At 37.6% G+C, this 24,963-nt stretch carries 18 protein-coding genes and 3 pseudogenes; 11 read left to right on the top strand and 10 right to left on the bottom strand.

Annotated features, from left to right (window positions below; genetic code table 11):
• Positions 1 to 75 precede the first annotated feature (75 nt).
• The gene (locus B8W84_RS04775) at positions 76 to 1,371 is read right to left on the bottom strand and encodes a DEAD/DEAH box helicase (RefSeq protein WP_094752148.1); all 1,296 of its coding nucleotides are present in this window, start codon (positions 1,369 to 1,371) and stop codon (positions 76 to 78) included.
• Between the two features lie 632 nt (positions 1,372 to 2,003).
• Here B8W84_RS04775 and B8W84_RS04770 point away from each other — a divergent pair.
• Genes B8W84_RS04770 through B8W84_RS04760 form a run of 3 tightly spaced genes read left to right on the top strand, consistent with a single transcriptional unit; the run spans position 2,004 to position 3,677 of the window.
• Positions 2,004 to 2,216, top strand: a complete 213-nt coding sequence (locus B8W84_RS04770) for a hypothetical protein (protein ID WP_094752147.1) — start codon at positions 2,004 to 2,006, stop codon at positions 2,214 to 2,216.
• Between the two features lie 8 nt (positions 2,217 to 2,224).
• Positions 2,225 to 3,409 (top strand): site-specific integrase, encoded by a 1,185-nt coding sequence (locus B8W84_RS04765; RefSeq protein ID WP_094752146.1) that lies wholly within the window; start codon positions 2,225 to 2,227, stop codon positions 3,407 to 3,409.
• The gene (locus tag B8W84_RS04760; RefSeq protein WP_094752145.1) at positions 3,402 to 3,677 is read left to right on the top strand and encodes a hypothetical protein; all 276 of its coding nucleotides are present in this window, start codon (positions 3,402 to 3,404) and stop codon (positions 3,675 to 3,677) included. The genes B8W84_RS04765 and B8W84_RS04760 overlap by 8 nt, the downstream gene beginning before the upstream one ends.
• Before the next feature lie 133 nt (positions 3,678 to 3,810).
• Here the strand turns inward: B8W84_RS04760 and nspC are convergent, their stop codons facing one another.
• The 4 genes from nspC to B8W84_RS04740 all read right to left on the bottom strand — a co-directional run bounded on the left by nspC (position 3,811) and on the right by B8W84_RS04740 (position 9,221).
• Positions 3,811 to 4,944 carry a carboxynorspermidine decarboxylase gene (gene nspC, locus B8W84_RS04755; protein WP_094752144.1) on the bottom strand — a complete coding sequence of 378 codons (1,134 nt, stop codon included), beginning with the start codon at positions 4,942 to 4,944 and terminating at the stop codon, positions 3,811 to 3,813.
• Between the two features lie 181 nt (positions 4,945 to 5,125).
• Positions 5,126 to 6,343 (bottom strand): carboxynorspermidine synthase, encoded by a 1,218-nt coding sequence (locus tag B8W84_RS04750; protein WP_094752143.1) that lies wholly within the window; start codon positions 6,341 to 6,343, stop codon positions 5,126 to 5,128.
• Positions 6,344 to 6,346: 3 nt separating this feature from the next.
• Positions 6,347 to 7,810: a pyridoxal phosphate-dependent decarboxylase family protein gene (locus tag B8W84_RS04745; protein ID WP_094752142.1), complete on the bottom strand. Its 1,464-nt coding sequence runs from the start codon at positions 7,808 to 7,810 to the stop codon at positions 6,347 to 6,349.
• A 1-nt stretch (position 7,811) separates the two neighbouring features.
• Positions 7,812 to 9,221 (bottom strand): diaminobutyrate--2-oxoglutarate transaminase family protein, encoded by a 1,410-nt coding sequence (locus B8W84_RS04740; RefSeq protein WP_094752141.1) that lies wholly within the window; start codon positions 9,219 to 9,221, stop codon positions 7,812 to 7,814.
• Positions 9,222 to 9,671: 450 nt separating this feature from the next.
• Here B8W84_RS04740 and B8W84_RS04735 point away from each other — a divergent pair, with 450 nt between their 5' ends.
• Genes B8W84_RS04735 through B8W84_RS04725 form a run of 3 tightly spaced genes read left to right on the top strand, consistent with a single transcriptional unit; the run spans position 9,672 to position 13,080 of the window.
• Complete coding sequence (locus B8W84_RS04735; RefSeq protein ID WP_094752140.1) at positions 9,672 to 10,397, top strand: response regulator; 726 nt, start codon at positions 9,672 to 9,674, stop codon at positions 10,395 to 10,397.
• A gap of 8 nt (positions 10,398 to 10,405) precedes the next feature.
• On the top strand, positions 10,406 to 11,848 hold the full coding sequence (locus B8W84_RS04730; protein WP_094752139.1) for an ATP-binding protein: 1,443 nt from the start codon (positions 10,406 to 10,408) through the stop codon (positions 11,846 to 11,848).
• Between the two features lie 2 nt (positions 11,849 to 11,850).
• Positions 11,851 to 13,080 carry an ABC transporter substrate-binding protein gene (locus tag B8W84_RS04725; protein ID WP_094752138.1) on the top strand — a complete coding sequence of 410 codons (1,230 nt, stop codon included), beginning with the start codon at positions 11,851 to 11,853 and terminating at the stop codon, positions 13,078 to 13,080.
• A gap of 696 nt (positions 13,081 to 13,776) precedes the next feature.
• Here the strand turns inward: B8W84_RS04725 and ptsG are convergent.
• The 4 genes from ptsG to B8W84_RS04705 all read right to left on the bottom strand — a co-directional run bounded on the left by ptsG (position 13,777) and on the right by B8W84_RS04705 (position 19,274).
• The gene (gene ptsG, locus B8W84_RS04720; protein ID WP_094752137.1) at positions 13,777 to 15,183 is read right to left on the bottom strand and encodes a PTS glucose transporter subunit IIBC; all 1,407 of its coding nucleotides are present in this window, start codon (positions 15,181 to 15,183) and stop codon (positions 13,777 to 13,779) included.
• 214 nt (positions 15,184 to 15,397) lie between these two features.
• A complete protein-coding gene (gene dbpA, locus B8W84_RS04715; RefSeq protein WP_094752136.1) occupies positions 15,398 to 16,786 on the bottom strand; it encodes an ATP-dependent RNA helicase DbpA in 1,389 nt (462 codons plus the stop codon).
• Positions 16,787 to 16,871: 85 nt separating this feature from the next.
• A complete protein-coding gene (locus B8W84_RS04710; RefSeq protein ID WP_094752135.1) occupies positions 16,872 to 18,107 on the bottom strand; it encodes a trypsin-like serine protease in 1,236 nt (411 codons plus the stop codon).
• An 18-nt stretch (positions 18,108 to 18,125) separates the two neighbouring features.
• Positions 18,126 to 19,274 carry an FUSC family protein gene (locus B8W84_RS04705; RefSeq protein ID WP_257797913.1) on the bottom strand — a complete coding sequence of 383 codons (1,149 nt, stop codon included), beginning with the start codon at positions 19,272 to 19,274 and terminating at the stop codon, positions 18,126 to 18,128.
• On the opposite strand from B8W84_RS04705, the pseudogene B8W84_RS08130 reads away from it, so the two are divergent.
• A pseudogene (locus B8W84_RS08130) lies at positions 19,265 to 19,720 on the top strand (FUSC family protein); the annotation flags it as partial. The gene B8W84_RS04705 and the pseudogene B8W84_RS08130 overlap by 10 nt on opposite strands.
• 564 nt (positions 19,721 to 20,284) lie before the next feature.
• Here the strand turns inward: B8W84_RS08130 and B8W84_RS04695 are convergent.
• A pseudogene (locus B8W84_RS04695) lies at positions 20,285 to 20,497 on the bottom strand (bifunctional methylenetetrahydrofolate dehydrogenase/methenyltetrahydrofolate cyclohydrolase); the annotation flags it as partial.
• 36 nt (positions 20,498 to 20,533) lie between these two features.
• Between B8W84_RS04695 and B8W84_RS04690 the strand changes: the two are divergent.
• From B8W84_RS04690 to B8W84_RS04670, 4 genes and pseudogenes are all read left to right on the top strand, one after another.
• Positions 20,534 to 20,962: pseudogene (locus B8W84_RS04690) on the top strand (tetrahydrofolate dehydrogenase/cyclohydrolase catalytic domain-containing protein); the annotation flags it as partial.
• 199 nt (positions 20,963 to 21,161) lie between these two features.
• Positions 21,162 to 22,409 carry a molybdopterin molybdotransferase MoeA gene (moeA, locus tag B8W84_RS04680; RefSeq protein WP_094752134.1) on the top strand — a complete coding sequence of 416 codons (1,248 nt, stop codon included), beginning with the start codon at positions 21,162 to 21,164 and terminating at the stop codon, positions 22,407 to 22,409.
• 27 nt (positions 22,410 to 22,436) lie between these two features.
• Entirely contained in the window at positions 22,437 to 23,486 is a 1,050-nt protein-coding gene (aroG, locus tag B8W84_RS04675) for a 3-deoxy-7-phosphoheptulonate synthase AroG (RefSeq protein WP_094752133.1), read from the top strand.
• Between the two features lie 61 nt (positions 23,487 to 23,547).
• Positions 23,548 to 24,948 (top strand): cobyric acid synthase, encoded by a 1,401-nt coding sequence (locus B8W84_RS04670; protein ID WP_257797912.1) that lies wholly within the window; start codon positions 23,548 to 23,550, stop codon positions 24,946 to 24,948.
• Positions 24,949 to 24,963 lie beyond the last annotated feature (15 nt).

Genomic DNA, 24,963 nt, shown 5'->3' with positions numbered 1-24,963 from the left:
TGCATCACTTATTATTTGAATCTAAGTAATACTTCTGAGTGTATATCGTAAATGTTAGATTATTTATTATTCAAGTTAAGAATTTCTCAACCAGATATCGGCATTGATTGGCGCTTTATTTTTGCGCTTTTTCTTACCACTGCCTTCAGGTTTTGCCATCGGTTTGTCGGTGGCAATTAAGGAATCACCTTCTGTCAATTCAAACCCTGCTACTTGTTCACGTTCAAGCCTGATTTTATTCTTCTTTTCGATGATTTTAAAATGATGATAATCTTCATGATCAATCAGCGATAATGCTAAGCCTACTTCACCAGCACGGCCACTTCGTCCAATACGATGCATGTAGTCTGATGGACTTCTTGGTAAGTCAAAGTTGATCACAACGGGCAGTTTTTCGATATCTAGGCCTCGTGCCGCGATATCCGTAGCAATTAACACATTAATCTCGCCCGCTTTAAATGCCTCAAGCACACGATTACGAGCGCCTTGACCTTTATCGCCATGAAACACTTCTGCGAGAATGCCACGTTTAGACAGTTTTTCAGCAAGGTGATCACAGTTCTTTTTTGCATTGACAAAAATAAGCGCTTGTCGCCATTGATGTTGTTTAATCAAGTGTGCTAACAACGCTGTTTTTTGTCCTTTGTTAACGGTGAAAACCCGTTGTACTAAAGTACTAGCATCTGCACTTTGTAATTGTATTTCAACCGGTTCATTGAGTAATTCTTGCGTTAATGCCTGCACTTGCTCAGGAAAGGTTGCTGAAAATAATAAGGTTTGCTTTTTCTTTGGTAGCAAGGTTAATAATGCAGATAGTTCGTCAGTAAAGCCTAGGCTTAACATGCGATCGGCTTCATCAAGCACTAAGCATTTAACTCTATCGAGTTTAAGGGCATTGCTTGCAATTAAATCGAGTAATCGACCTGGTGTTGCAACCAAAATGTCAGTGCCACCACGTAATGCCTGCATTTGAGTATTCGAAGATACACCACCAAAAACAGCCACGGTTTTAATTGCACCGTTAAAATGCACCGCATAAGATTTAATGCTGTCTGCCACTTGCTTGGCTAGTTCGCGGGTCGGTACCAAAATTAGGCTTGTCACATAGTTGCCTTTTCCGCGACTATTACTTACGTTTTTTTCAGTCTGCTGTTGCACAAAAATATGCTGTAATAGTGGCAGTGCAAAAGTCGCCGTTTTACCCGAGCCCGTATTGGCCCCTGCAATTAGGTCGTGTCCACGTAAAATACTTGGGATAGCTTGCGCTTGAATGGGCGTTGGCTGCTGATATTCCAGCTCAGTTAATCGAGCTAACAAGGGTTGAATAAGACCAAGTTCGGTGAAGTTGGTTGGTGTTGTGATGCTGCTCATTAATATATAGGCCTCAAAGCTAAGAATAGTCGACTATTTTAGCGCATTTATAGTCTGTTAAGTTAGTGAAATTTACGGCGCTGGAAAATCCCTGTGTTTACACGTCGATGGTAGACGTGCTGTTTGAGGCCATGCAACAAGCAAGATGGACCTCTTCTTTAGTTCTGTTGGTATTATATCCGTTCATAAGATCAAATATTCAATGCAACTTTATTATTGATATAAGCCCCCATTACATAAAAAGTCAATGTGCTCTGTCACTTCCCACTTAAATTTAACCGTAAGTAAATAATGCATCCCTAAATAGAGTGAGACATTTTTTTATCTATTATTGGTTTGTGATTAATGTAAATTAAGAGCAATAAAAGATATTAACAGGGGAAGTTAGCCATATTTAATCTCGAAAAAGCGAAGGTCAAAAAGGGACTTTTTTATCTAAAATAATATTTCAAAGACATCGTAAAAAAACAAAATTGTCATCCCCAAGTCACATTGATGCAATTTTAGAGTTTAATATAAAAAAACTAAGAGGATGTATCTTTAATAGATTAAGAAAGTTGATGAAGTTGAGTGGTCTGTAGGAGAGCATAGTTCCCTTTAGGCAGTTAGTTTAATTATTAGGAGAGTATATTATGAATATCACATATATGACAACTTCTGAATTATCAGAACGCATTAAATATGATCCAAGAACAATTCGTGAACAGTTAAAAGACTCTGTTTTATTTGAAGGTGTTCATTACATTCGCCCTTTTGGTGGAAGAAAGATTCTATACCTCTGGGAGCGCATTGAAGAAGATATGTTGCTTGGTGTTTCACTTAATACATTAACAGTTAATATGTGAGGTAGGTTATGGGAAATATTAGTGTAAGAAGTAATAAATTAGTGCTTGAGTTTCGTGCTCAAGGGATTCGGTGCAGAGAACAGACTAGGTTGCTTGATACCCCTAAAAATCGTAAGCGTATGGAAAAATTACTAACCATCATGGAAGCAGAAATCACACTTGATACGTTTGATTTTTGTAAATACTTTCCAACTAGCAAAAGAGTCGCTAAATTTGCAGAGCTTCAACAGCGCAAGCAAACTGCATATCATCACTTTAACAGTACTGACGCCCCAACATTAAAAGCATTTTCTGAAACGTGGTTTAACGAAAAAGAGATTGAGTGGCGAAAAAGCCATAAACAATCCATTGAGGGAATTTTAGAATCACACATTCTTCCTGCATTTGGTAAAATGAAGATCAGCGCCATCAAAAAACAAGATATCTTAACGTTCCGTGCTGGCCTCGCCAAAGTACAGACACGAACAAAAAGTAATTTATCACCATCACGCATCAATCATATTATGACGCCACTAAGAATGCTGCTGAACGAAGCCGCCGATCGCTATGAGTTTACCTCGCCTTGGAAAAATATCAAAGCGCTAAAAATACCCCGTACAGAGGTAAACCCATTTTCATTAGATGAGGTAGAGTGCTTGATAAATACCGCACCAGACGACTTCAAGCCCTATTACACTGTCCGTTTCTTAACAGGATTACGCACGGGTGAAATTGATGGTCTGCATTGGGATAAAGTGGATTTAGATAAGAAACAGCTCTACATCGATCAAAGTCTAGTTAAAGGTGAAATGACAGATGCAAAAAATGATGGTTCTCACCGTGTCATTAAACTAACAGACAGAGTTATCTCTGCGCTGGCAGCACAGATGAAAGCCACAAAGCACCTTGGATCATTTGTTTTTTGTAAAAAGGATGGAAAACACTTCAATTACCAAACCATTAGCCGTGTTATTTGGGAGCCTATGCTTAAACGATTAAATTTGAAGTACCGAAACCCTTATCAAACACGCCACACTTACGCAACATTATTACTCGCGGCAGGGGAATCACCAGAGTGGATTGCACAACAGATGGGGCATTCCACCACAACCATGCTTTTTCGTGTCTACTCGCGTTATGTGCCGAATTTGACGCGACAAGACGGTAGTGCGTTTGATCGTTATATCAAAATGAAAGGAGAGATCCATGCTTAGTGTCCATGATCACCCCATCGTACAGCAGATAGATAGTCACCTTAAACGATGGGAGACTGATTTATCTAATCTCAAAATAAAGCGAATAGCGCTGACTACTTCTTTACTTAGAGCTACATATGACAATGCGCAGTTATTATGCCGAAACTTAAATATTCAAGAAAAGAAATGTGATGTGGCGTTACTTTGTGGATATGAGTTTTTAACTAATCAACAAATGGTAGAGCAATGGTTGCTTGAGCAATTTGGACTTCCCCTAGTTTACTAGACACTTAACAAGTTACATTGTAACTTTAAACAAGAGGTGTTTATGAGCAAAGGCAAACGCTCTGCCGCAAATATTTTTGTCACCAGTATTTAATACAACGTGTGACAAAAATCATAAAGATCACATATTACTTTTATTCTACTTTACCAAGTGTTGCTTTAAAATCTTGATATGAGAAGGTATTTAGTGTTTCAATCGAGCCGTCGATACGTTTAAAGTAAATGCTAGGCATTTTTAAGCCATTAAACCAATTAAGTTTCACCATGGTATAGCCTGCACTGTCTAATAAATGTAACTTTTGACCAATTTGTAAGGGTCTATCAAATTGTGCTTCACAAAATTGATCGCCGGCAAGACAAGAGCAAGAAGCGATGACATAAGGATATTTCCCTTTCTCAGAGGCTTCCTTAATACTGGCGGGTTCATTATAAATGAGTGTATCTAAACGGTGCGCTTCTGTTGCGCTATCGACAATAGCGATTTTTTTTTCGTTATCAACAATATCAATAACACTAACGACTAGATCAGTCGTACGGGTAATAATGGCTTCACCAGGTTCTAAATACAGTTGTAATTGGTGTTTTTGTGCAAAGCTTTTAAGAGCGAGTGCGAGTTTTTCCAGTGGGTAATTAGGGTAAGTAAAAAATATACCTCCGCCTAAACTTAACCATTTTAATTTGTCGAGATACGAACTAAATGTTGTAGAGATATGATCTAATATCGCGATAAAAGCATCAACATCTTTGTTCTCACAATTCATATGAAACATAAAGCCTTCAACTTTATCGGTAATGCTTAACTCTAATAATGATGCTTTTACGCCTAGTCGAGAATAAGGTCTAGCAGGATCGGCAAGATCTTGCCCTGCATGGCTACGCTCTGGATTAATACGTAAGCCTAATGAGGCATATTGTTGGCAGGTATCAAAATGAGCATCGAGTTGTGACAGTGAATTAAAAATTATTTTATCTGCCATGTATTTCACATCTTCAATATCATCTTTTGAATAACCGACACTATAAGCATGTGTTTCACCACCAAATGTTTCATAACCTAATTTAACTTCATAGGGCCCAGAGCTGGTCGTGCCATCTAAATACGGCTTTATCGTTGCAAAAGTGCCAAATGTTGAAAAACATTTTAAGGCTAAGACTAATTTCACACCGGAAATTTCTTTTAATTTTTTGGCTTTTTCAAGATTACAGATGAGTTTACTTTCATCAATCATAAAATAAGGTGTGTTCAATTGTGCGGCAGTTCGTTGCATATTATTCCTAGTTTAGTGCTTTGTTAAATCGTTTTATATGCTTAAGGATATTGATAATATACGTAATACAGAGGTAGCTTTAATTTATATATGAAAAGATATCTGTATTTAGGTATGAAGCGGAGAAATTAATAAGAGGCGTTTTATTAAAAAAAGCGCCTCTTATTTGTTGACCTTAAGTTTAAGCGTCTAGCTCTTGTATTTCCCAGCTTAAGCCAATGCGGGGCATTAGTTCGAGGAAATGATCTGGGTTGAGTTGTTCCATATTAAACAAGCCTTTATCACTCCATTTCTTTTGAAAGTAAAGCAGGGCTGCGGTGATAGCTGGAACACCCGTCGTGTAGGATATTGCTTGATGTTCAACTTCAAGATAAGATTCTTTGTGATCGCAAATATTGTAGATAAACACACTTTTGGCCTGTCCATCTTTTTTACCACGGACCCAAGTGCCGATGCAAGTCTTGCCTGTATAACCGGACGCTAAAGAAGTAGGATCAGGTAAAATAGCTTTAAGTACTTTAAGTGGCTCAACGGTAATACCGTCAACAGTTGTGATTGGATTTGGGCTAAGTAAGCCAATATCACGCATTACATTAAAATAGTTTAAGTAATGATCTGAAAATCCCATCCAAAATTCAATGCGTTTAGCGGGCAAGTATTCAGCCATAGAACGAACTTCATCATGAGCCATAGAGTAGACTTTTTGTTTGCCTACGACTGGGAAGTCAAATTCCATCATACGACTATGACAAGGTACTTGATGCCATTTCTTATCTTCGTAATAAAATGAATCGCCTTGGATCTCAAGCATATTGGTTTCAGGATCAAAATTAGTGGCAAATTTTTGACCATGATCGCCCGCATTTACATCCATAACATCAATACTATCGATTTCATCAAAAAGATGCTTGTGTGCGTAAGTTGCAAAAACACTTACCACACCGGGATCAAAACCTGCGCCTAAAATACCGGTGATCCCTGCATTTTTAAAACGCTCTGCAAATGCCCACTGCGGGTCATAAGCCTCAGGGACTTGCTGACCTTCACTGCAAAGGTCAGTGGCAACAGAGGTATCTAAATAAGAGGTTTTTGTTTGCACACAGGCCTCCATGATTGCCACATTAACCCAAGGAGGACCTGCATTAATTAACAGGTCAGGTTTAATTTCTTGAATTAATGCGACTAAAGCTTGTACGTTGTCAGCATCAATAGTGATAGCACTGATTTTTTTAGTCTTATCTTTTAAATTATTACAATTTTTAATCGAAGTAATAATTTTTTCACATTTAGAAAGAGTACGTGACGCAATTACAATATCACCAAAAACATCATTATTTTGTGCACATTTATGGGCAATAACCCAACCAACGCCACCTGCACCAATTTGTAAAATAGACATAAATTAAACCTCTTTTTGTAGTTGTATTGCGGTTGACTTTATTTTCTCTAATAAAGGCTCAAAATCATTAATTGTTAAACATGGGTTTAACAATGTAAATTTAAAAAATAGTTTACCATCTACTTTTGTTTCTGCGATGACAGCAGCACCACTGGTAAGTAGCTGTAGACGAATTTTTTGGTGTAGCTGATTAAAGGTGCTATCACTCATATCACCTTGTGTGCTTAAGCGAAATAGCACTGTAGACAAAAGTGGCTGGCAACAAAGCTCAAACGTCGGTGTAGAGAGAATCAGTTCAGCGACTTGTGCGGTGAGTTGTAACAGTGAGTCATACATCTTACCCAAAGTGTTAGCACCGACAGCTTGTAGCGTCATAAACATTTTCAATGCATCAAAGCGTTTAGTTGTTGCAATGCTTTTATCTACTAGATTGGGTAGTTCATCACCTTCACGGTTTAGATAATCTGCATGGTGTAATAAGCTTTTAAAATTATCTTTATCTTTAATTAAAAGTGCACCGCAGCTAATTGTTTGATAAAACAGTTTATGGAAATCAACACTTACACTATCAGCAAGTTCAATGCCTGATAAGCGCTGTTTGTGTTTTTTACTGAGTATTAAAGCGCCACCATAAGCCGCATCGATATGTGTCCAGCAACCTGTTTTTTTAGCAATCTTAATCACAGCATTTAAATCATCAATCGCGCCATGATCGGTTGTACCTGCCGTTGCTACAATTGCAAAAGGTAATAAATTTTGTGCTTTGAGTGAGTCGATGGTCAATTGCAACGCATGGCAATCAATTTGCCCTTGTACATTAGTTTTAACGGTAATGACTGCTCGCTCACCTAAACCCATTAGCGCAGCAGATTTTTGCACCGTAAAATGACTTTTATCTGAGCAGATGATGCGCATTTTGCACCCATACTCAGGTAAGCCATCTTGTTGGATATTATGGGAAGAATATTTTTTTGCAAACCAATCACGTGCAAGCAATAAACCCATGAGATTACTTTGTGTCCCTCCACTGGTGAATACACCATCAGAACGGTTACCTAATTGATACGTTTTACATAGCCAATCTACCATTATTTGTTCAACATAAGTGGCCGCCGGAGCTTGATCCCATGAGTCCATCGACTGATTAAGTGTTGCAATAAAATGTTCTGCAATTACGGAAACAATCAGTGGGGGGGTATGCAAATGTGCCACAGTATGAGGGTGCTGTACTAAAATAGAATTTTTGGCGATAAGTTGATGTGTTGTTTCAATAACATCCGTAAGGGGTTGAGTTTTATCTAAATCAAGCGCTTCAAGTTGGGCTTTAAGTGTTTGGGGTACAACGCCGGAATAAGGCATCGTACTATTTTGAAATAAGCGCTTAATACTTTCGTGAGTTAAAGCCATGGCGTCTTCAAAAGGGCGGTTTTTATCGCCTAAGTGCATAAAATATTCTGTGAAGTTCATTTTAATCCCCTAATACGAAAGAAAATGCACTTTCAAGAGTGTTAAGTATAAAATCAATTTGAACTTCACTGATAATTAGCGGTGGTAAAAAGCGTAAGACTGCACCTTTTCGGCCCCCGATTTCAATAATTAGGCCTCGCTCTAATGCTGCGCGTTGTATTTGTTTTGCAAGTTCGGTGTCTGCTTGTGTTTGATCTAAGGTATTTATTGCAGTTGGGTTTATTATCTCCATTGCATTCATTAGCCCGCGACCTCGAATATCACCAATTTGTGGAAATTTCTTTTGTAACAGCATGAAACCATTACGGAGTTGTTCTCCACGTAGGCGGGAATTTTCTGTTAAATTATCACGTTTAATTATTTCTAATGTTTTGGCGCCACTAGCCATTGCTAACTGATTTCCTCGAAAAGTACCCGTATGTTCACCCGCATTCCAACAATCGAATTTTTGATGATATAGAATAACGGACATTGGCATTCCTCCGCCAATTGCTTTGGATAAAATCAAAATGTCGGGTTCAATGCCAGAGGCTTGAAATGCAAAATTATCACCAGAGCGACCGATACCACATTGAATTTCATCAAAAATCAATAAGATATTATGCTCTGTTGTTATTCTGCGTAATTCTTGTAACCAACGATTAGATGCGGGAATGACACCACCTTCACCTTGAATTGGCTCTACAATAATAGCGGCTGGTTTAGTAATGCCACTTTCATCATCACATAATACTGATTCTAAATAACGGATCCCTTGCATCGCACCTTTTTCGCCTCCTAAGCCAAAAGAGCATCGGTAGCTATAAGGGAAAGGAAAAAAATGTACATCTGACATTAAACCTGTTCGGCGTTCTTTAGCGCTTAAACTACCCGTTAAGGCTAATGAACCATTAGTCATTCCATGGTATGCACCATGAAAAGCAATCATCGTATTACGTTTAGTATACATTTTTGCGAGTTTAATTGACGCTTCAACGGCATCAGATCCTGAAGGGCCACAAAACTGAATACGTGCATTTTTGGCAAAGCTCGCGGGTAAAAATTTCATTACCGCTTTAATAAATGCATCTTTACTTGGTGTGGTGAGATCTAAAGTTTGATACGGAACACCAGCATTAAGCTGGCTGATAAGCACTTGATTTATCTCGCTGTGATTATAGCCAAGGGGTAGAGCGCCTGCACCGGCTAGACAATCGATATAAACTTGGCCTTTTGTATCTTCAACAATAACGCCTCGCGTTGTCTTTATCGCAATGGGGATCCGTCTGGGATATGAACGTACTTCTGATTCATAATGCTCTTGACTGAGCATAACGCTATCGGGAGTTAGATCATAAAGGGTATCGACAACCGGAATTTCTTGAAAGTTGTTAATACAGACTTTTGGCGTAATATTTAAGACGTTTTGCATAACGGGATCCTTAGTGTATAAAGGGCATCCATAAAATGGAACTAAAATAAAGGGAAACTTTAAGGAATTTCTTAAAGTATAAACAGAGTAGTGCGCGGCGTGTCGCTCAAGGCTCAGTCGCAACACCTAAACAGCGTCTATAAAAAGTGCTATTTATGTTGATAATATCAACGAGAGAAGTGAGTCGATAATAAATAAAGATAAATAAAATGAGGCTTTTAAGGCGCGCATTCTATCATTGATTTTCAAGCTGACAAGTGTAAAAAACAGGAAAAAAACATACTAAAAAATAACTCATTGATTTTTTAGTATAAATTTATTTTTTAGAGTGAAAATTAAGCATTAAATCAAATATTTTTGTTGAGTGCAAATATATAAGTATAGAGGCTTTTCAATAAGGCCTGACTAAGATAAAATTAGCCTCTAATATAAGTATGCAAAGGTTCTCGGGTGACAGAAATAAAACAAATATTAGTAGTCGATGATGATAAAGATATTCGTGAATTACTTGCGGAATATTTAACAAAAAATAATTTTTTGGTTATCACCGCGGCTGATGGAATAGAGATGGATGTACATCTTTTAACAACATCCCCCGATATGATTATTTTAGATATTATGTTGCCGGGTGATGATGGTTTTGTACTTTGCCAGCGTATTAGGCAAACGTCGATGGTGCCGATTATTATGTTAACCGCCAATTCAGATGAATTAGATCGCATTTTAGGTTTAGAGATAGGTGCAGATGATTACATCGCTAAACCATTTAGTCCACGTGAATTACTGGCGCGTATCAAAGCGTTATTAAGACGTAATTTTTTTGTTAGCACACAAAATAAAGAAATAATAAAAGCGCGCTATTTTTTCTTTGCGAATTGGACATTAGATACTCAAAATCACCATTTGTTAAATATAAATGGTGATTTCAGACCATTAACCGGAGCCGATTATCAATTACTCTTACTTTTCTTGGATAACTTAGACCGCCCAATATCACGCGATGAAATTTGCCGTGCGTTACACGGACGTGATTCTTTTGCGAATGAGCGAGGTATCGATGTACATTTAAGTCGTTTACGCCAATGTTTGGGCGATGATGCCAAATTTCCTAAAATAATTAAAACGGTGCGTGGTAAAGGGTATCTCTTTATCGCCAGTGTAAGTACTGAAAAGTAAAGACACTTATGAAATTGTTTAATTTTTCTAATATGTTCCACTCATTGATTTCTCGAATGTTGCTTTTAACTACATTATCGGTTATTTGTGCACAGGTCATGAGTAGTTTTTTTTGGATAAATCAAGTTGCTAAAAACGAAGAAGTCTCTGTATTATTGAACGCAAAAAATGTGTCTGAAAACGCATTAGGCACCATTTCATTTTTTCAAAAATTACCGTTACAATATCGTTATCTTGTTTTAGAACAGTTACATGATTTAGGAGGCAGTCGCTTTTTTGTATCTTTAAATCATGAAGAGATAAAAATTAATCCTATTGCCAATAGTGAATTAAAAACACATATAATCAGTACCATTGAAAGTGTATTACGCCGGAGAATTCCAGCATCACAACAGTTGCGTATTGAATTTTCTTATCCGGATGATTTACATGTGATAAAAAATGATATTTTACTTAAAGATTTGCCCCCATCTTTAGGTGCATACGCATTGATTATTCCTTCAATAAAACCGCCAATATTAGTGATACAAGTTGAGATATCACCGAATGAATGGTTGTATTTAGGCACTATTTTACCCCCCCCTTATTTAATGGGGAATAAAACATTAATTTCTCAGCAACAAATAGTGACTTTGTGTTTTACTACTTTAATTTTACTATTATTTACTTATTTCTTTTTTGCTTGGCAAACTAAACCCTTAAAAGAATTGGCATTGGCGGTATCTGAAATGAGTATTAATTTAAATCAAGCACCTTTAAAAGAACAGGGACCATCAGAAATTATTGCTGCAACACGTGCATTTAATCATATGCAGCAGAAGTTACAGAGATATTTGCGCGATCGAGAAGTGTTATTTCGCTCTATTTCTCATGATTTAAAAACACCAATCACTCGTTTACGCTTACGTGCCGAGTTACTTGATTCTGATAAGTTAACAGAATCTTTCAATGTTGATCTTGATGATTTAGAAATGTTAGTCAAAGGCGCCTTACAAACAGTGAAAGAAACGGATATACATGAAAATATTCAAGATGTAGATCTTTTAAAATTATTAAAACAGATAAGTAGTCCACAGCCCGATAAGATAAAAGTGGTGTATAAAAAAGTGGCTCTTTATAGAGGGAAACCTTTTGCGTTGAAACGCTGTTTGACTAATTTAATCGATAACGGTATCAAATATGGAACACAGGTTATGGTACAGTTAGTCGATTCAGAAGATGAATTGCAAATCATTATTCAAGATAATGGGCCGGGTATACCAAAACAAGAATTAGATAATATTTTTATGCCGTATCGGCGTTTGCATCATGATGAACATGGACATGGACTCGGTTTAGGTATCGCGCGTAATATTATCCATGCACATAATGGATCACTTCATTTAGTTAATCGAGAATGCTCAGGTTTGGAAGTGATAATCACTTTACCGAGAGTCTATAAACAGAGATAAAAATGTTTAAAAAAACGATATTATTGATACTGTTATTAGCCTTTTATACACAGAGTCAGGCTCTTGAAGTCCTACATTGGTGGACGGCGCCAGGAGAGATAGACGCTCAAAAATTATTGCAAAAAGCTTTGGCTAAGCAGGGCGTAAAATGGAAAAGTTTTTCGATACAAGGGGAGGGTGGGAACAGTGCTATGCGTGTTTTACAGATGCGTGCTTTAGCTGGAAATCCTCCGGATGTTGCGCAGATTAAAGGTCCAGATATTAAGACATGGGCAACAGTGGGTATGCTTAAAAGTATTGATGAGGTTGTGAACACTGATAAATGGTCTAATTTCTTACCGACAGTTGCACAAAAAACAATTAGTTATCGTGGAAAATATATGGCGGTACCTATCGATATACATCGTGTTAATTGGTTATGGCTAAATAAAAAAATATTTACTGAGTTAAATCTGAATCCCCCAAAAACATGGAGCGCTTTTTTTAGCGTGGCAGATAAAATAAAAGCCGCTGGTTATACTGTGCTGGCGCATGGTGGAACGGCTTGGCAGGATGTATTACTTTTTGAATCGATGGCTCTCTCTTTGTTAGGTCCTGAAAAATACAAACAAGCATTTATCGAGCACGATAAAAATATCTTGCTTTCGGCAGAAATGATCTCGCTATTCAAACAGTATAAACGTATGCATCAGTATATTGATGTAAATTTTATGGGTAAAAATTGGTCTCAAGCAACACAATTACTTATTGATAATAAAGCAGCAATGCAATTTATGGGTGATTGGGCTAAAGGCATGCTTCAAACGGAAGGAAAAGTGCCTCTGCAGGATTATCTTTGTGTTGATGTACCTGAAAGTAAAGGTTATTATAGTTACAACGTTGATAGTTTTGTGATGTTTAATGCGTCTAATGCAAGTGATAATTTAAATGATCAGAAAACGTTTATTAAGCTGTTACTTTCTAAAAAGTTTCAAAAAGAATTTAGCCTAAAAAAAGGCTCTATTCCTGTGCGTATGGATATAGATATACGCTCGTTTGATGTTTGCGCACAAAAATCTTATCAAGACTTTAAATCAGGCATTTTAGTCCCTTCGTTTACTCAAAACATTGCAACAACTAGCGCAGTTCAAAACTTAGTTGCCGATATTATTAGTGATTTTTTTAATGATCCTAAAGCAACGGCATTACAAGTTACTCAGCATCTTTACTTAGCATTACAAACGGTTAATTAAGTCGACGTATTAATACAATATCTATGCGGTGTAAATTAGAAGTGTAATTATATATCTCAACGCTCATAAACACCTCTTGTTTAAAGTTACAATGTAACTTGTTAAGTGTCTAGTAAACTAGGGGAAGTCCAGTCCAATATTCATTATTATAGGCTTGTTTGATAATTGTTATTTATGTTCGAATGATAGGTTTTAATCGGGCTATATACGAATAAGTATCTTTAGTTTTTGATTATTAAATCTAATAACACGTGATAATGGATACCGCGTACTTGTCATGTAGCTGATAAATATTGCTACTATTATATACTTTTTAATTAGGTTACTACACGAGGCGCCATACTGAGTCAATTAGGTAATATTAACTGTGTACGATTGTCGTTGTCTGTGTTGATTTGTTATGTTAGTTATCCAATTTATTACCTTACATCGCACTTCGCAACAGTCTCCGCTCATCAAAGGTTTCCATTAAAAATAGCAGGCTATGTGGGTAGGGTTATTTAAACAGGAAGGATAAAGGCGATAAGATTTTAATTTAGTATAATCAAGGGTTTGATGTGCTTACATTTGTTTTGGAGCTGAATTAAAGTGGAAGGAAAATCAGTTCAAATATTAAAAAGGTATTTCTCGTCCTTGTACTAAGGAGAAGAAATACCTTTTATAAATAAATATCAGATTACTTGATATTTATCGATATTAACGAGACATGAATGCTTCCATATCTGTTTTTAAGTTATCAGATTTAGTCCCGAAGATAGCTTGCACAGCATTACCAGAAATCATAACGCCTGCGGCGCCTAATTTTTTCAGGCCATCTTTATTTAAAAGTTCGATATCACGCACAGAAACACGTAAGCGAGTAATACAGGCATCTAAGTTTTCAATGTTTGCTTTCCCACCAAATGCTTCTATTAATAAAGAAGCCATTTCTTCGTTATTAACTACTGCAATTTCTGCTAACTCTTCATCTTCACGACCAGGTGTTTTAAGGTCTAATTTAGTAATAAGAACACGGAATAAGACGTAATAAATGACAGCATAAACCATGCCGATAGCAATGAATAACCAAAGACTAGATGCATGAGTTGAAAGAACGATGAAGTCGATTAAACCATGCGAGAAAGACGTACCGTGAACCATACCTAGGAAGTTAGTTACTACGTATGCAGAGCCAGCTAAAAGAGCATGAATGAAGTATAAAATCGGTGCAACAAACATGAAGGAGAATTCAATCGGCTCTGTAATACCCGTTAAGAACGAGGTTAATGCAGCCGAAATCATGATACCACCTACTTTTGCACGATTTTCTGGTTTTGCACTGTGCCAAATAGCAATAGCGGCAGCGGGTAAACCAAACATTTTAAACATGAAACCACCGGCTAATTGGCCAAAACCATTGCCTGCAGCGCGGCTTACATCATCAGCTGAGAGGTAACAGGTCAAAATTCCGTGTAATTCTTTACCTGAATTGTTAACACAAGTTCCGGCTTCAAAGAAGAAAGGTACATTCCATATATGATGTAAGCCAAATGGAATTAATGAGCGTTCGACTATGCCGTAAATACCAAAAGCAAGTACTGGATTTTGATTTGCAGCCCAATCGGAGAAAGTTGAAATTAAGCTTCCAATAGGAGGCCAAACAAACGCAAGGACTGTACCTGCAATGATAGCCATAAAGCCGGTCATAATGGGCACTGCGCGTTTACCTGCAAAAAAACCTAAGTAATCAGGCAATGATATATTATAAAAGCGGTTAAACATTGCAGCCGCGATACCACCAGAAATGATACCCCCTAATACACCAGTATCTGCACCTGGCGCTAAGACTGTAATCGTTTTTGTCATGATAACGTAACCCACAACCGAAGCAAGACCTGCAACGCCATCATTTTTAGTAAAGCCTAAAGCAACACCAATCGCAAAAATAAGTGCCATATTATCAAAGATAGCACCGCCAGCCTGAGCCATAATCTGTGAAATAACTTCAGGAAAAACAGAAAATTTAGCAGACCCAATTCCGAGTAAAATCCCTGCTATCGGCAGTACTGAGACAGGAAGCATCAACGACTTCCCAACTTTTTGTAAATTTCCAAATATATTCATTATTATTCTCCAGCTCGTTATTAAATTCTACAGTTAAGTTGCGTTGAGTATATATATAGCGGGGTAAAACCTACAATGTGTGGATCACATTGTAGGTAAAGTTACATTTACTTACATAAGGGGGGTATTTGTTACATTCTGTTACAAATGGAGGTGGTAATTTAACGTTTAATTTGTCCGATTGAGCGATGTTTGGATGTTTTAATTAGAGGTACTAGCCTCGAACGACCATAACGCGATATTTACGCCCTTTTAACAATCCGGTACTGAGTTTGCTAAAGGCTTTTTTAATGCATTGGCGTTGCACTGCAACATAAGCCCAATTTGGAGATATTTGAATTTTCCCAACTTCATCACCGCTAATACCATCGTCTCCTGTTAATGCTCCGACAATGTCACCAGGGCGAATTTTTTGTTTTTTACCGCCCTCAATGCGTAAAGTTATCATCAATGATTGCAAAGGTTGTCGTTCTAATACAGATGCATCAGGTAAGTCTTGTGCTTGTATATTACGTTCAAGTATATCTTCAAGTAAATGAATTCTATGTTCATCTTTTGTACTATAAAAAGAGAAAGCCATTCCTTTACTGCCAGCTCGACCCGTTCGGCCAATGCGGTGGACATGGACTTCTTGATCATGGGCTAAATTATAGTTAAAAACAGCGCTTAAATTTTCAATGTCCAAGCCTCGTGCAGCGACATCGGTCGCAACTAAAATGCAGCAACTATGGTTTGCAAAACGGATCAAAGCTTGATCGCGATCTTTTTGATCTAAATCGCCATGCAATGCTAAGGCACTAAATCCACGATTATTTAATTCATCAGCAACCTCTTGCACTTCTCGTTTTGTATTACAAAATACTACCGATGAGGTTGGTTGATATTGCAGTAATAATAGACGTAGTGCGATCATACGCTGTTCATTATTACTTATTTTGTAGAAATATTGGCTGATTGTGTTGTTATCATGCATCGCATCGACTTTGATAAAAATAGGCTCGTTTAAAATATGCTGGCTAATATTCTGTATTTGAGATGGAAAGGTGGCACTAAATAGCAATGTTTGGCGTGATTTAGGTGTTTGCTCAATAATATCTTCAATGGCGTCGACAAATCCCATATCCAGCATACGGTCTGCTTCATCTAGAACAAGAGTGGTCACATTATCTAAGTTTAATGTTTGCTTACGCAAGTGATCTTGGATGCGTCCAGGAGTACCTACAATGATATGTGCACCATGTTCAAGAGAGCCAATTTGTGGTCCAAAAGGGACGCCACCACATAGAGTTAATACTTTTATATTATGGATACCACGTGCTAAACGACGTATCTCTGTACTTACTTGATCTGCGAGTTCGCGCGTAGGGCAAAGAATTAAAGATTGAATACGAAAACGTTTTACATTGAGTTTTTGTAATAACCCTAATGCAAAGGCTGCGGTTTTACCTGAGCCTGTTTTACCTTGAGCAATCACATCTTTACCGGCTAAAATCGGAGGTAAGCTTTGCGCTTGTATCTCAGTCATCTGGGTATAATTAAGAGATTGTAAATTATGTAAAAGCGCACTATTTAGGGCTAATTGATTGAACGAGAGTTGGCACACAGTCTTATTCCTATGACAAATAAATAACAAGAGCGCACAATAACACTTTGTGAGTTTGTGCACAAAACCTTATATTGTTGATTCTTTATTTATCAGCCTTATTTAACGCTTTTGATTTTGATTTATGCAGGTTACGTGTATATAAGCGTATTAAGAATAGAGGGAATAAATACCAAGTAAAAAGACCTAGCGCGCTGCTAAATAATATTGTTTTTGCTTGTGCTGATATGTGCACAATAAGCATTTTACTTTGGGGAATGTTTGAATTTATTCTTATTTGTGCGACCACTTTCTGTAAATCTGTTGGAGTATAAGTGACCTTTAATAGGCAAGATTGTTGTGCATCAATAATATTACATTGCTCGGTATCAATCTTAAGTTGGTTAGTATCGCCACTTATTACATAGGTAAAATAAGCTTTATCGAAACTGTTATTATAAATACGAATGTTTTTTTGTTGTATCTCTCCAATGATAACATCAGTAAAGGTGAGATCAGAACTCGCGTTCGCATACTTTACATGCTTATCTATCCAATCTTGATATATCGCTACTCGTGTATAAATCCCCGGGAAGTTAGCCTCCGCACAACCTCTACCAGAGCTGACGACTCCAATTTGTTGCCAGCCGATTTTAGTAGATATCATTAATGGACCACCGCTGTCACCTTGGCACGAATCTTTGTTAGTTGCGCTTGCGCAGAGCTTATAAGCCGTTACATCTTTACCTATCACAGAGGCGCATGCGTTATCAGATAACAGATTTAATTCAACCTCTCTAAGCACGGTAGATATTTGTGGTGTCACGTCTTCACCATAAGCATAAGGTATAGTTGATCCCCAGCCAATGACTGTGACAAACTCACCATTGTGGAGGGCTTGTTCAGTTCTGGCTATATTGGCCCTGAGTAATAGATGTTCTGAGTTAACGGGCTTGGGTAATTTTAAGAGGGCAATATCATTTTTAAATGTCTGGCTGTCGTAGTCTGGATGCGTATAAATCTCAATCGGTGAAATGCCGATAACATTAGAATTATTTAAGTCATATTCACCAATAAATAGTGAAATAGTGTTCAGAGGACGTTTTTCTTTCTTATTATTGAAAATGCAATGTGCAGCGGTAAGCACCCACTGCTTAGCGATGAGTGATGCGCCACAGAGGTTATAAGTTGAGTCATTTTTAGATTTCATCAATATCATAAAAGGCCAGTCGTTATTATTGGCCTCTATACCACCGATTATCCGTGATGATATATCTGCATGGGTATTGATAGTAAAAAACAAAAAGGGTAAAAGGAAAAATAAAGAACGTATGATATGCATGGGTATTCCTTTACTTAACTAAGTGTTTTGGGTATTAAAATCGACTTTTTGTAATAATATTTTTATATCTAAGGCCGTAAATGCAATTAAACGTAATTGCTCAACAATAAGCCCTTCATTTTTAGATAGTTTTGTCTTGTAGCTGTCAAACTCTTCAATGCTGATAGTGTTTATATCTGTGTCTTTTAGTTGTGAATTACTTGCCCAAGTAATTTGTTGTAATGTGGTATTAACTAAATCATGTAATAACGCACTGTCTTTAAAACTATCAATTTTATGACGATGCGAGGCAAGGGCTGCAATATAGGAGACTAATGCGTCACAGCGATTGACTAATGCGTAGACTTCTCGGGTTAACTTCTGTTTTGAATTGGGCTCAAAAAGCATACTTTGCCAAGCACTGGTCAGCGCCGCATCAGCTTCAAATACTTTGCAACGGGTGAGGCGATAATTAAGGTTTTCACTGCGTCCATACTGATATTGATGACTTATTTGTTTAAAGTAACGTTCACTATGGCTCAGAACCTGTTGTACTAATGAGGGGAAACGCTGGAACTGCCAATCAGGAAAAATAAAGCTAATGGTGAGTGCGCTTAGTACGCAACCTAATAGGGTTTCACCAATGCGAGCAGGTAAGATGGCAAGCCCGTTACCGGTTAATAAAGCAAACACAAACATCACGAAAAGGGTAATAAAGACAACGCCTAGAGCATAATTGGTGCGCACATAGCTGAAGAAGAAAAAGGCACTGATGATCATAGCGATAATCTGTAAAAAGATAGTATCTAGAAAAAACATCGCAGGGTAACAGAGTAATATCCCCATTAAAGTACCGATGGTACGTTGTACTAAACGTTTGCGCGTTTCACTGTAACTGGGTTGGCACACAAAAAGCACGGTAAGTAATAACCAAAAGCCATAAGCTAAGTGTAAAAGGTGTTGCAATGTATAAGCTAAGACTAAACTAATGCTAATACGCAGTGCATGTTTAAAAAGACTATTACGCGGGTGCATTGCCTTTAAAAGTAGTTGAAAATTATTGTGATCACCCGTGCTTTCATCGGCTTCAAGTGCAATGCTATTTTCACTAAATTCAGGCTGATTTATTTGTATTAATAGGTTATCAATGCCTTGTAAATTGTCATAAATAGCTTGTAATGCATGCATTGCTTCAGGATCTTGGTCATGGTGTTGTAATTTTTGTTGTAAGAGATGCAACTGATTTACAACTTATTTTAAGTGCCATGCATCCTAGAAATAGTGTTTTTAGACATGCTGTACGTATCAGTATTAGCTTACTCTTAGCCTACGCATTACAGCACGTTTTACACTTAGCTCATGGTTTTTGGTTATTACTCACCGTTCTATTTGTCTGCCAACCCAGTTATAGTGAAACACGTAAACGTTTAATACAGCGTACGCTCGGCACACTTATAGGAATTTTACTCTGTTATCCCGCGCTATTCTTCCTTAATAGTATTTTATTACAAATTATCGCAATGATTATTAGTGCCTTTTTCTTCTTTAGCTATGTACGCACTAATTATGCATTGGGTGTCGTATTTATTACTCTTTTCGTGATGTTTGTTTTTACTTTATTAACGGGTAATGGCTTAGCTATTTTACCCGCACGCATTGGTGAAACATTATTGGGAGGCGCTTTAAGTGTACTTGCGATTAGTTTTATTTTTCCAGATTGGCAGTTCCTACGTTTTCCCTTTTTAGTACAACAAGTCCTCAACCACAGTGAGCATTATTTTAAAAAAATCAGTCTGCAATATCAACAAGGGCGCAGTGAAAACTTAGCCTATCGTATCAGCCGCACAAAAATATTCCAAGCCGATGCCTCGTTAACCAGTGCGTGGCAAAGTATGCTATTTGAACCTAGTTCCAAACAAAAATTAAACCGCGAAGTTTATGCTTTAGTCAATCGTTGCGATGCGTTAGTTTCATATATTGCAGCCCTTGCCTCACATCGTCATAAAATTGAGGATATTCAAGACCGTGATCTTTTGCATCGATTAATGAATACAACATTACGACAAATTATTTGGGCCAATCATATCCCAATACAAAGAGTCGATAAATACATTATGCAGGTTGACGATTTTGATAAATGTAAAATACAAATATCACCTAATGAGGCCATCCTAAACGGGTGGGGGCATGGCCAATGCTTAGCTCGAATGAAATTCATTACAAGCAAAAAGTGTATTTTCAATGAGTGTTGCAACCGTCATCGGTCCAACACCACCAGGTACAGGCGTTATCCAAGCTGCACGCGTTTTTGCTTCTTCAAACTCAACATCACCGGTAATTTTACCCGAATCTAAACGGTTAATACCCACATCAAAAACAACCGCCCCTTTTTTTATCCATTTTGCGACAATAGAGTGTAAATTTTCCCAACAAAAGAAATTTAATTTATGCCTGCACAGATCATAGATGGTAAAGCGATTGCAACAATAATTACAGATAAAGTGGCACTATGCGTAGCACAGCGGCTCGCAAGAGGCGCTCGTGCCCCTGGGCTCGCTGTTATTTTAGTAGGAGGGGATAGCGCGTCAAAAATTTATGTTTCAAGTAAACGTAAAATGTGTAATAAAGTAGGGTTCATTTCGAAAGCTTATGATCTTGCGTTGAACACCACACAAGATGAATTGATAGATTTAATTGATAAATTAAATGAAGATCCTTGTATTGATGGTATCTTAGTGCAATTTCCCTTGCCCAAGGGATTGGATGAAACACAGGTAATAGAGCGCATTAATCCACATAAGGATGTTGATGCTTTCCATCCTTATAATGTTGGACGCTTCGCGCAACGCATTCCCTTATTACGCGCTTGTACACCGCTATCCCCTCCGACTAATATCACCGCGAGGCCGGGTACACGAGCGCCTTGAGCTACGCGTTGCGCGACGCCTTGTGCCACTTTATCTGTAATTATTTTTGCAATTGCTTTACCATCAATGATCTGTGCCGTCACGTTGCTGATTTTGTTACTTGTCGTACCATGGGATATCTATTTATCTACCAAAGTGAGAATAATAAATGGGCTGTTCTAAAAATCAAAGCTTAATGCCGATAGAGCAAGCATTATCAAAAATGCAAAGCGCTGTGAGCAATGTGTGTCATGCAATAAATTTACCGTTAGCACAAGCATTAGGTTATGCCCTTGCCACTGATGTGTTATCGCCACTCAATGTACCTTCTTTTAATAACTCTGCAATGGATGGTTATGCTGTACTGAAAGGTGATTTAAAGAAGGCTTCTAAGCAAAGCCCTGTATCGTTAACCTTAGTGGGGCAATCGTTTGCAGGCGCGCCTTATCACGGCAAAATTAAATCAGGGGAATGCATTCGTATCATGACCGGGGCTGTGATGCCAAAAGATGTGGATTCGGTGGTAATGCAAGAACGTATAACCCGACATGATGATCGAATAACCTTCATACAAACGCCAACGTTGGGTGATAATGTACGCTTAGCTGCAGAAGATATGTGTAAAGGTCAATGTGTCTTAAAAAAAGGGCATAAATTAAGTGTTCGTGATATTCCTTTATTGGCATCTTTAGGTCTTGCTGATATTTCGGTTTTTAGACCTTTAAAAGTAGCGGTATTCTCTTCTGGGGATGAGCTTAAAAATATTGGTCATACATTATCGGAAGGTGAAATATATGATAGCAATCGTTATAGTATTATTGCGTTGTTATCGCGTTTAAATGTTGAGATTATTGATTTTGGTATTGTTAAAGATGATCGTGTCGCTATTCGTGAGGCTTTACTTCTTGCTGATCAGCAAGCGGATGTTGTGATCACAAGCGGAGGTGTCTCTGTTGGAGATGCGGATTTTATTAAAGAGGTATTGATTGAAATAGGCTCAATTGTTTTTTGGAAATTAGCGATTAAACCTGGTAAACCTTTTGCTTTTGGAAAATTAACTCATAGTGTTTTTTTCGGCTTGCCAGGAAATCCGGTTTCAGCTATGGTAACTTTATACCAGTTAGCGGTTCCTATCATGGCGACGCTTGCAGGCTTTGATGTGGCACCTGTGTTGCGGTTACAAGCAAAGTGTAGTCATGTTGTTAAAAAGTCACCCGGTCGAACGGACTTTCAAAGAGCTATTTATAAAATAGATGATGCGGGACAATTGATTGTGCAGACAACTGGCAGTCAGGGATCGGGTGTTTTTAGCTCAATGAGTCAATCCAATTGTTTTATGGTACTTGAAGCAGAAAGAGGTGATGTACTACAAGGTGAAATAGTAATAATCGAACCTTATAATGCGTTAATGAATTAATAATAGAAATTTAGCATGAGAATACATATGATAAATACAGATGACACGCATATTAAAGCAATTAAAGAGCTTTTACCTCCCATTGCTTTATTAGAAAAATTTCCGAATACGAGTGCTATTAGTCAAACCGTCGCTAATTCTCGTAAAGCAATCAGTCAAATTTTGAATGCGCAAGATGATCGTTTACTGGTGATCATAGGTCCATGCTCCATTCATAATTCGAATGAAGCATTAGAGTATGCGCAAAAACTTGCTCCATTACGTAAAAAATATAAAGATACGTTAGAAATTGTCATGCGTGTTTATTTTGAAAAACCACGTACGACCGTCGGATGGAAAGGTTTAATCAATGATCCGGAACTAAACGGTACGTTTAATATCAATAAAGGTTTACGTACTGCACGTAAATTATTATTGGATATTAATACACTGGATTTACCCGCGGCGACAGAATTTTTAGATATGATAACACCTCAATATATCGGTGATCTAATGACTTGGGGAGCCATTGGTGCGCGCACCACAGAGTCGCAAGTACATAGAGAATTAGCCTCTGGTTTATCGTGTCCTGTAGGTTTTAAAAATGCGACCGATGGCAGTATTAAAGTTGCGGTTGATGCGATTGGTGCCGCCCATGCATCACATCATTTTTTGTCGGTGAATAAATTTGGGCACAGTGCCATTATAGAAACAACCGGTAACCCTGACTGCCATATCATTTTGCGTGGAGGTAAAGAGCCTAATTACAGTGCAGAGCATGTTGCCAATATTAAAACCGAATTACAAAAGTGTGCATTGAAAGAAACGCTAATGATTGATTTTAGTCATGCGAATGCGGCTAAAAAGTTTAAAAATCAGATGCGTGTTTGTGAGAATGTAGCGGGACAAATTGCATCGGGTGAAAATATCATATCGGGTGTTATGGTGGAAAGTCATTTAGTTGAAGGACGCCAAGATCTGCTTGAAGGTAAAACGCTTACATATGGACAAAGTATTACCGATGCTTGTATCGGATGGCAAGATACAGAGATATTATTGAGAACTTTATCTGAGGCAGTTATTAAGCGTCGCGCTTAGTTTTCTGTGTTTTTAATGCACTGTATAAACAGTGCTTTTTTTTATCTTTAATTTGAAATATATGCAACAGAAAAAAAACAAACCGATAATGATTCTCGGTTGCACAAGTGATGCAGGCAAATCTTTATTAGTGACGGCAATTTGTAGATTATTAGCGAATAGAGGTGTCAAAGTCGCACCTTTTAAAGCGCAGAATATGAGTAATAATGCGGCGATCACTACGCAGGGTTTAGAGATGGGGCGGGCGCAATATTTACAGGCCATTGCGGCAAAAATCGTACCGAATATAAAAATGAACCCTATTTTATTAAAGCCAAGTGCCGATACTTTCAGCCAAGTAATTGTCAATGGGAAAGTTAATGATGAGATTGCACAGTTACCTTGGCTTGCGCGCAAACCTTTTTTATGGCCTGAAGTTACCAAGGCTTTAGATAGTTTACAAAATGAATATGAGCAAATAGTCATTGAGGGGGCGGGTAGCCCGGCTGAAATAAATTTACGAGAAAGTGATATTGTTAATATGGCTGTAGCATTACATTGTAATGCCGATGTATATTTAGTGTCAGATATTGATAGAGGGGGATCTTTTGCTCACTTATTGGGAACTTGGGCATGTTTATCGAAGTCAGAACAAAAATTAATTAAGGGTTTTGTGCTTAATAAATTTAGAGGGGATCCCGCATTATTGGACTCCGCGATGGCTTGGCTAGAAGAAAAAACCGGTATACCAACCGTTGCAAATATACCCTATTATCGACATCAACTCGCAGAAGAAGATAGTTTTCGTTTAGGTTGTAAATATCAAAAAGGAATGCTTAATATTGCGCTTATCTATTATCCATATGCATCGAATTTAGATGAATTTGATCCATTGCTTTATCAGCATAATATAAATTTGGTGCCCGTTCACCAAAATGGAGATTTAAGTTTATTTGATGCGCTTATTTTACCTGGAAGTAAAAATAGTGGTGCGAGTTTACAGGCACTTCGTGCAACCGGCTTAGATCAGAATATAATACAGTTCAAAAAAACAGGGAAAATAATATTAGGTATCTGTGGCGGATTACAAATATTAGGCGAAAGTATCTTAGATCCTTTATTTTTGGAAAAGGGCTCTCAACAAGGTTTAGGATTAATTGCATTAAAAACAACGCTAGAAAAAGATAAAATAACACAACAACGTCAATTCAATTATGCTGGTGAAATCTTGATGGGTTATGAAATACATCATGGGAAAACGTATGCGGGTGCACAGGTAAAAACATTCATTGATAAGAGTATTGGTTGGTCAGAAGATAATATTTATGGTACTTATTTACATGGACTTTTTGAGCAACGTTGTTTTTATAATTGGTTTATGCGTCAAATTGGAGGGCTAGAAAACGGGCTTAATTGGGCTGCGCATACTGAGCTTGAGTTAGACAAATTAGCAGATATGTTTGAGCAACATGGCTGGCTATGAGATAAAAAATAAGAT

The sequence above is a fragment of the Psychromonas sp. CD1 genome, from assembly GCF_002239585.1.
Lineage (GTDB): Bacteria > Pseudomonadota > Gammaproteobacteria > Enterobacterales > Psychromonadaceae > Psychromonas.
This window is presented reverse-complemented; position numbering and strand designations above follow the sequence as displayed.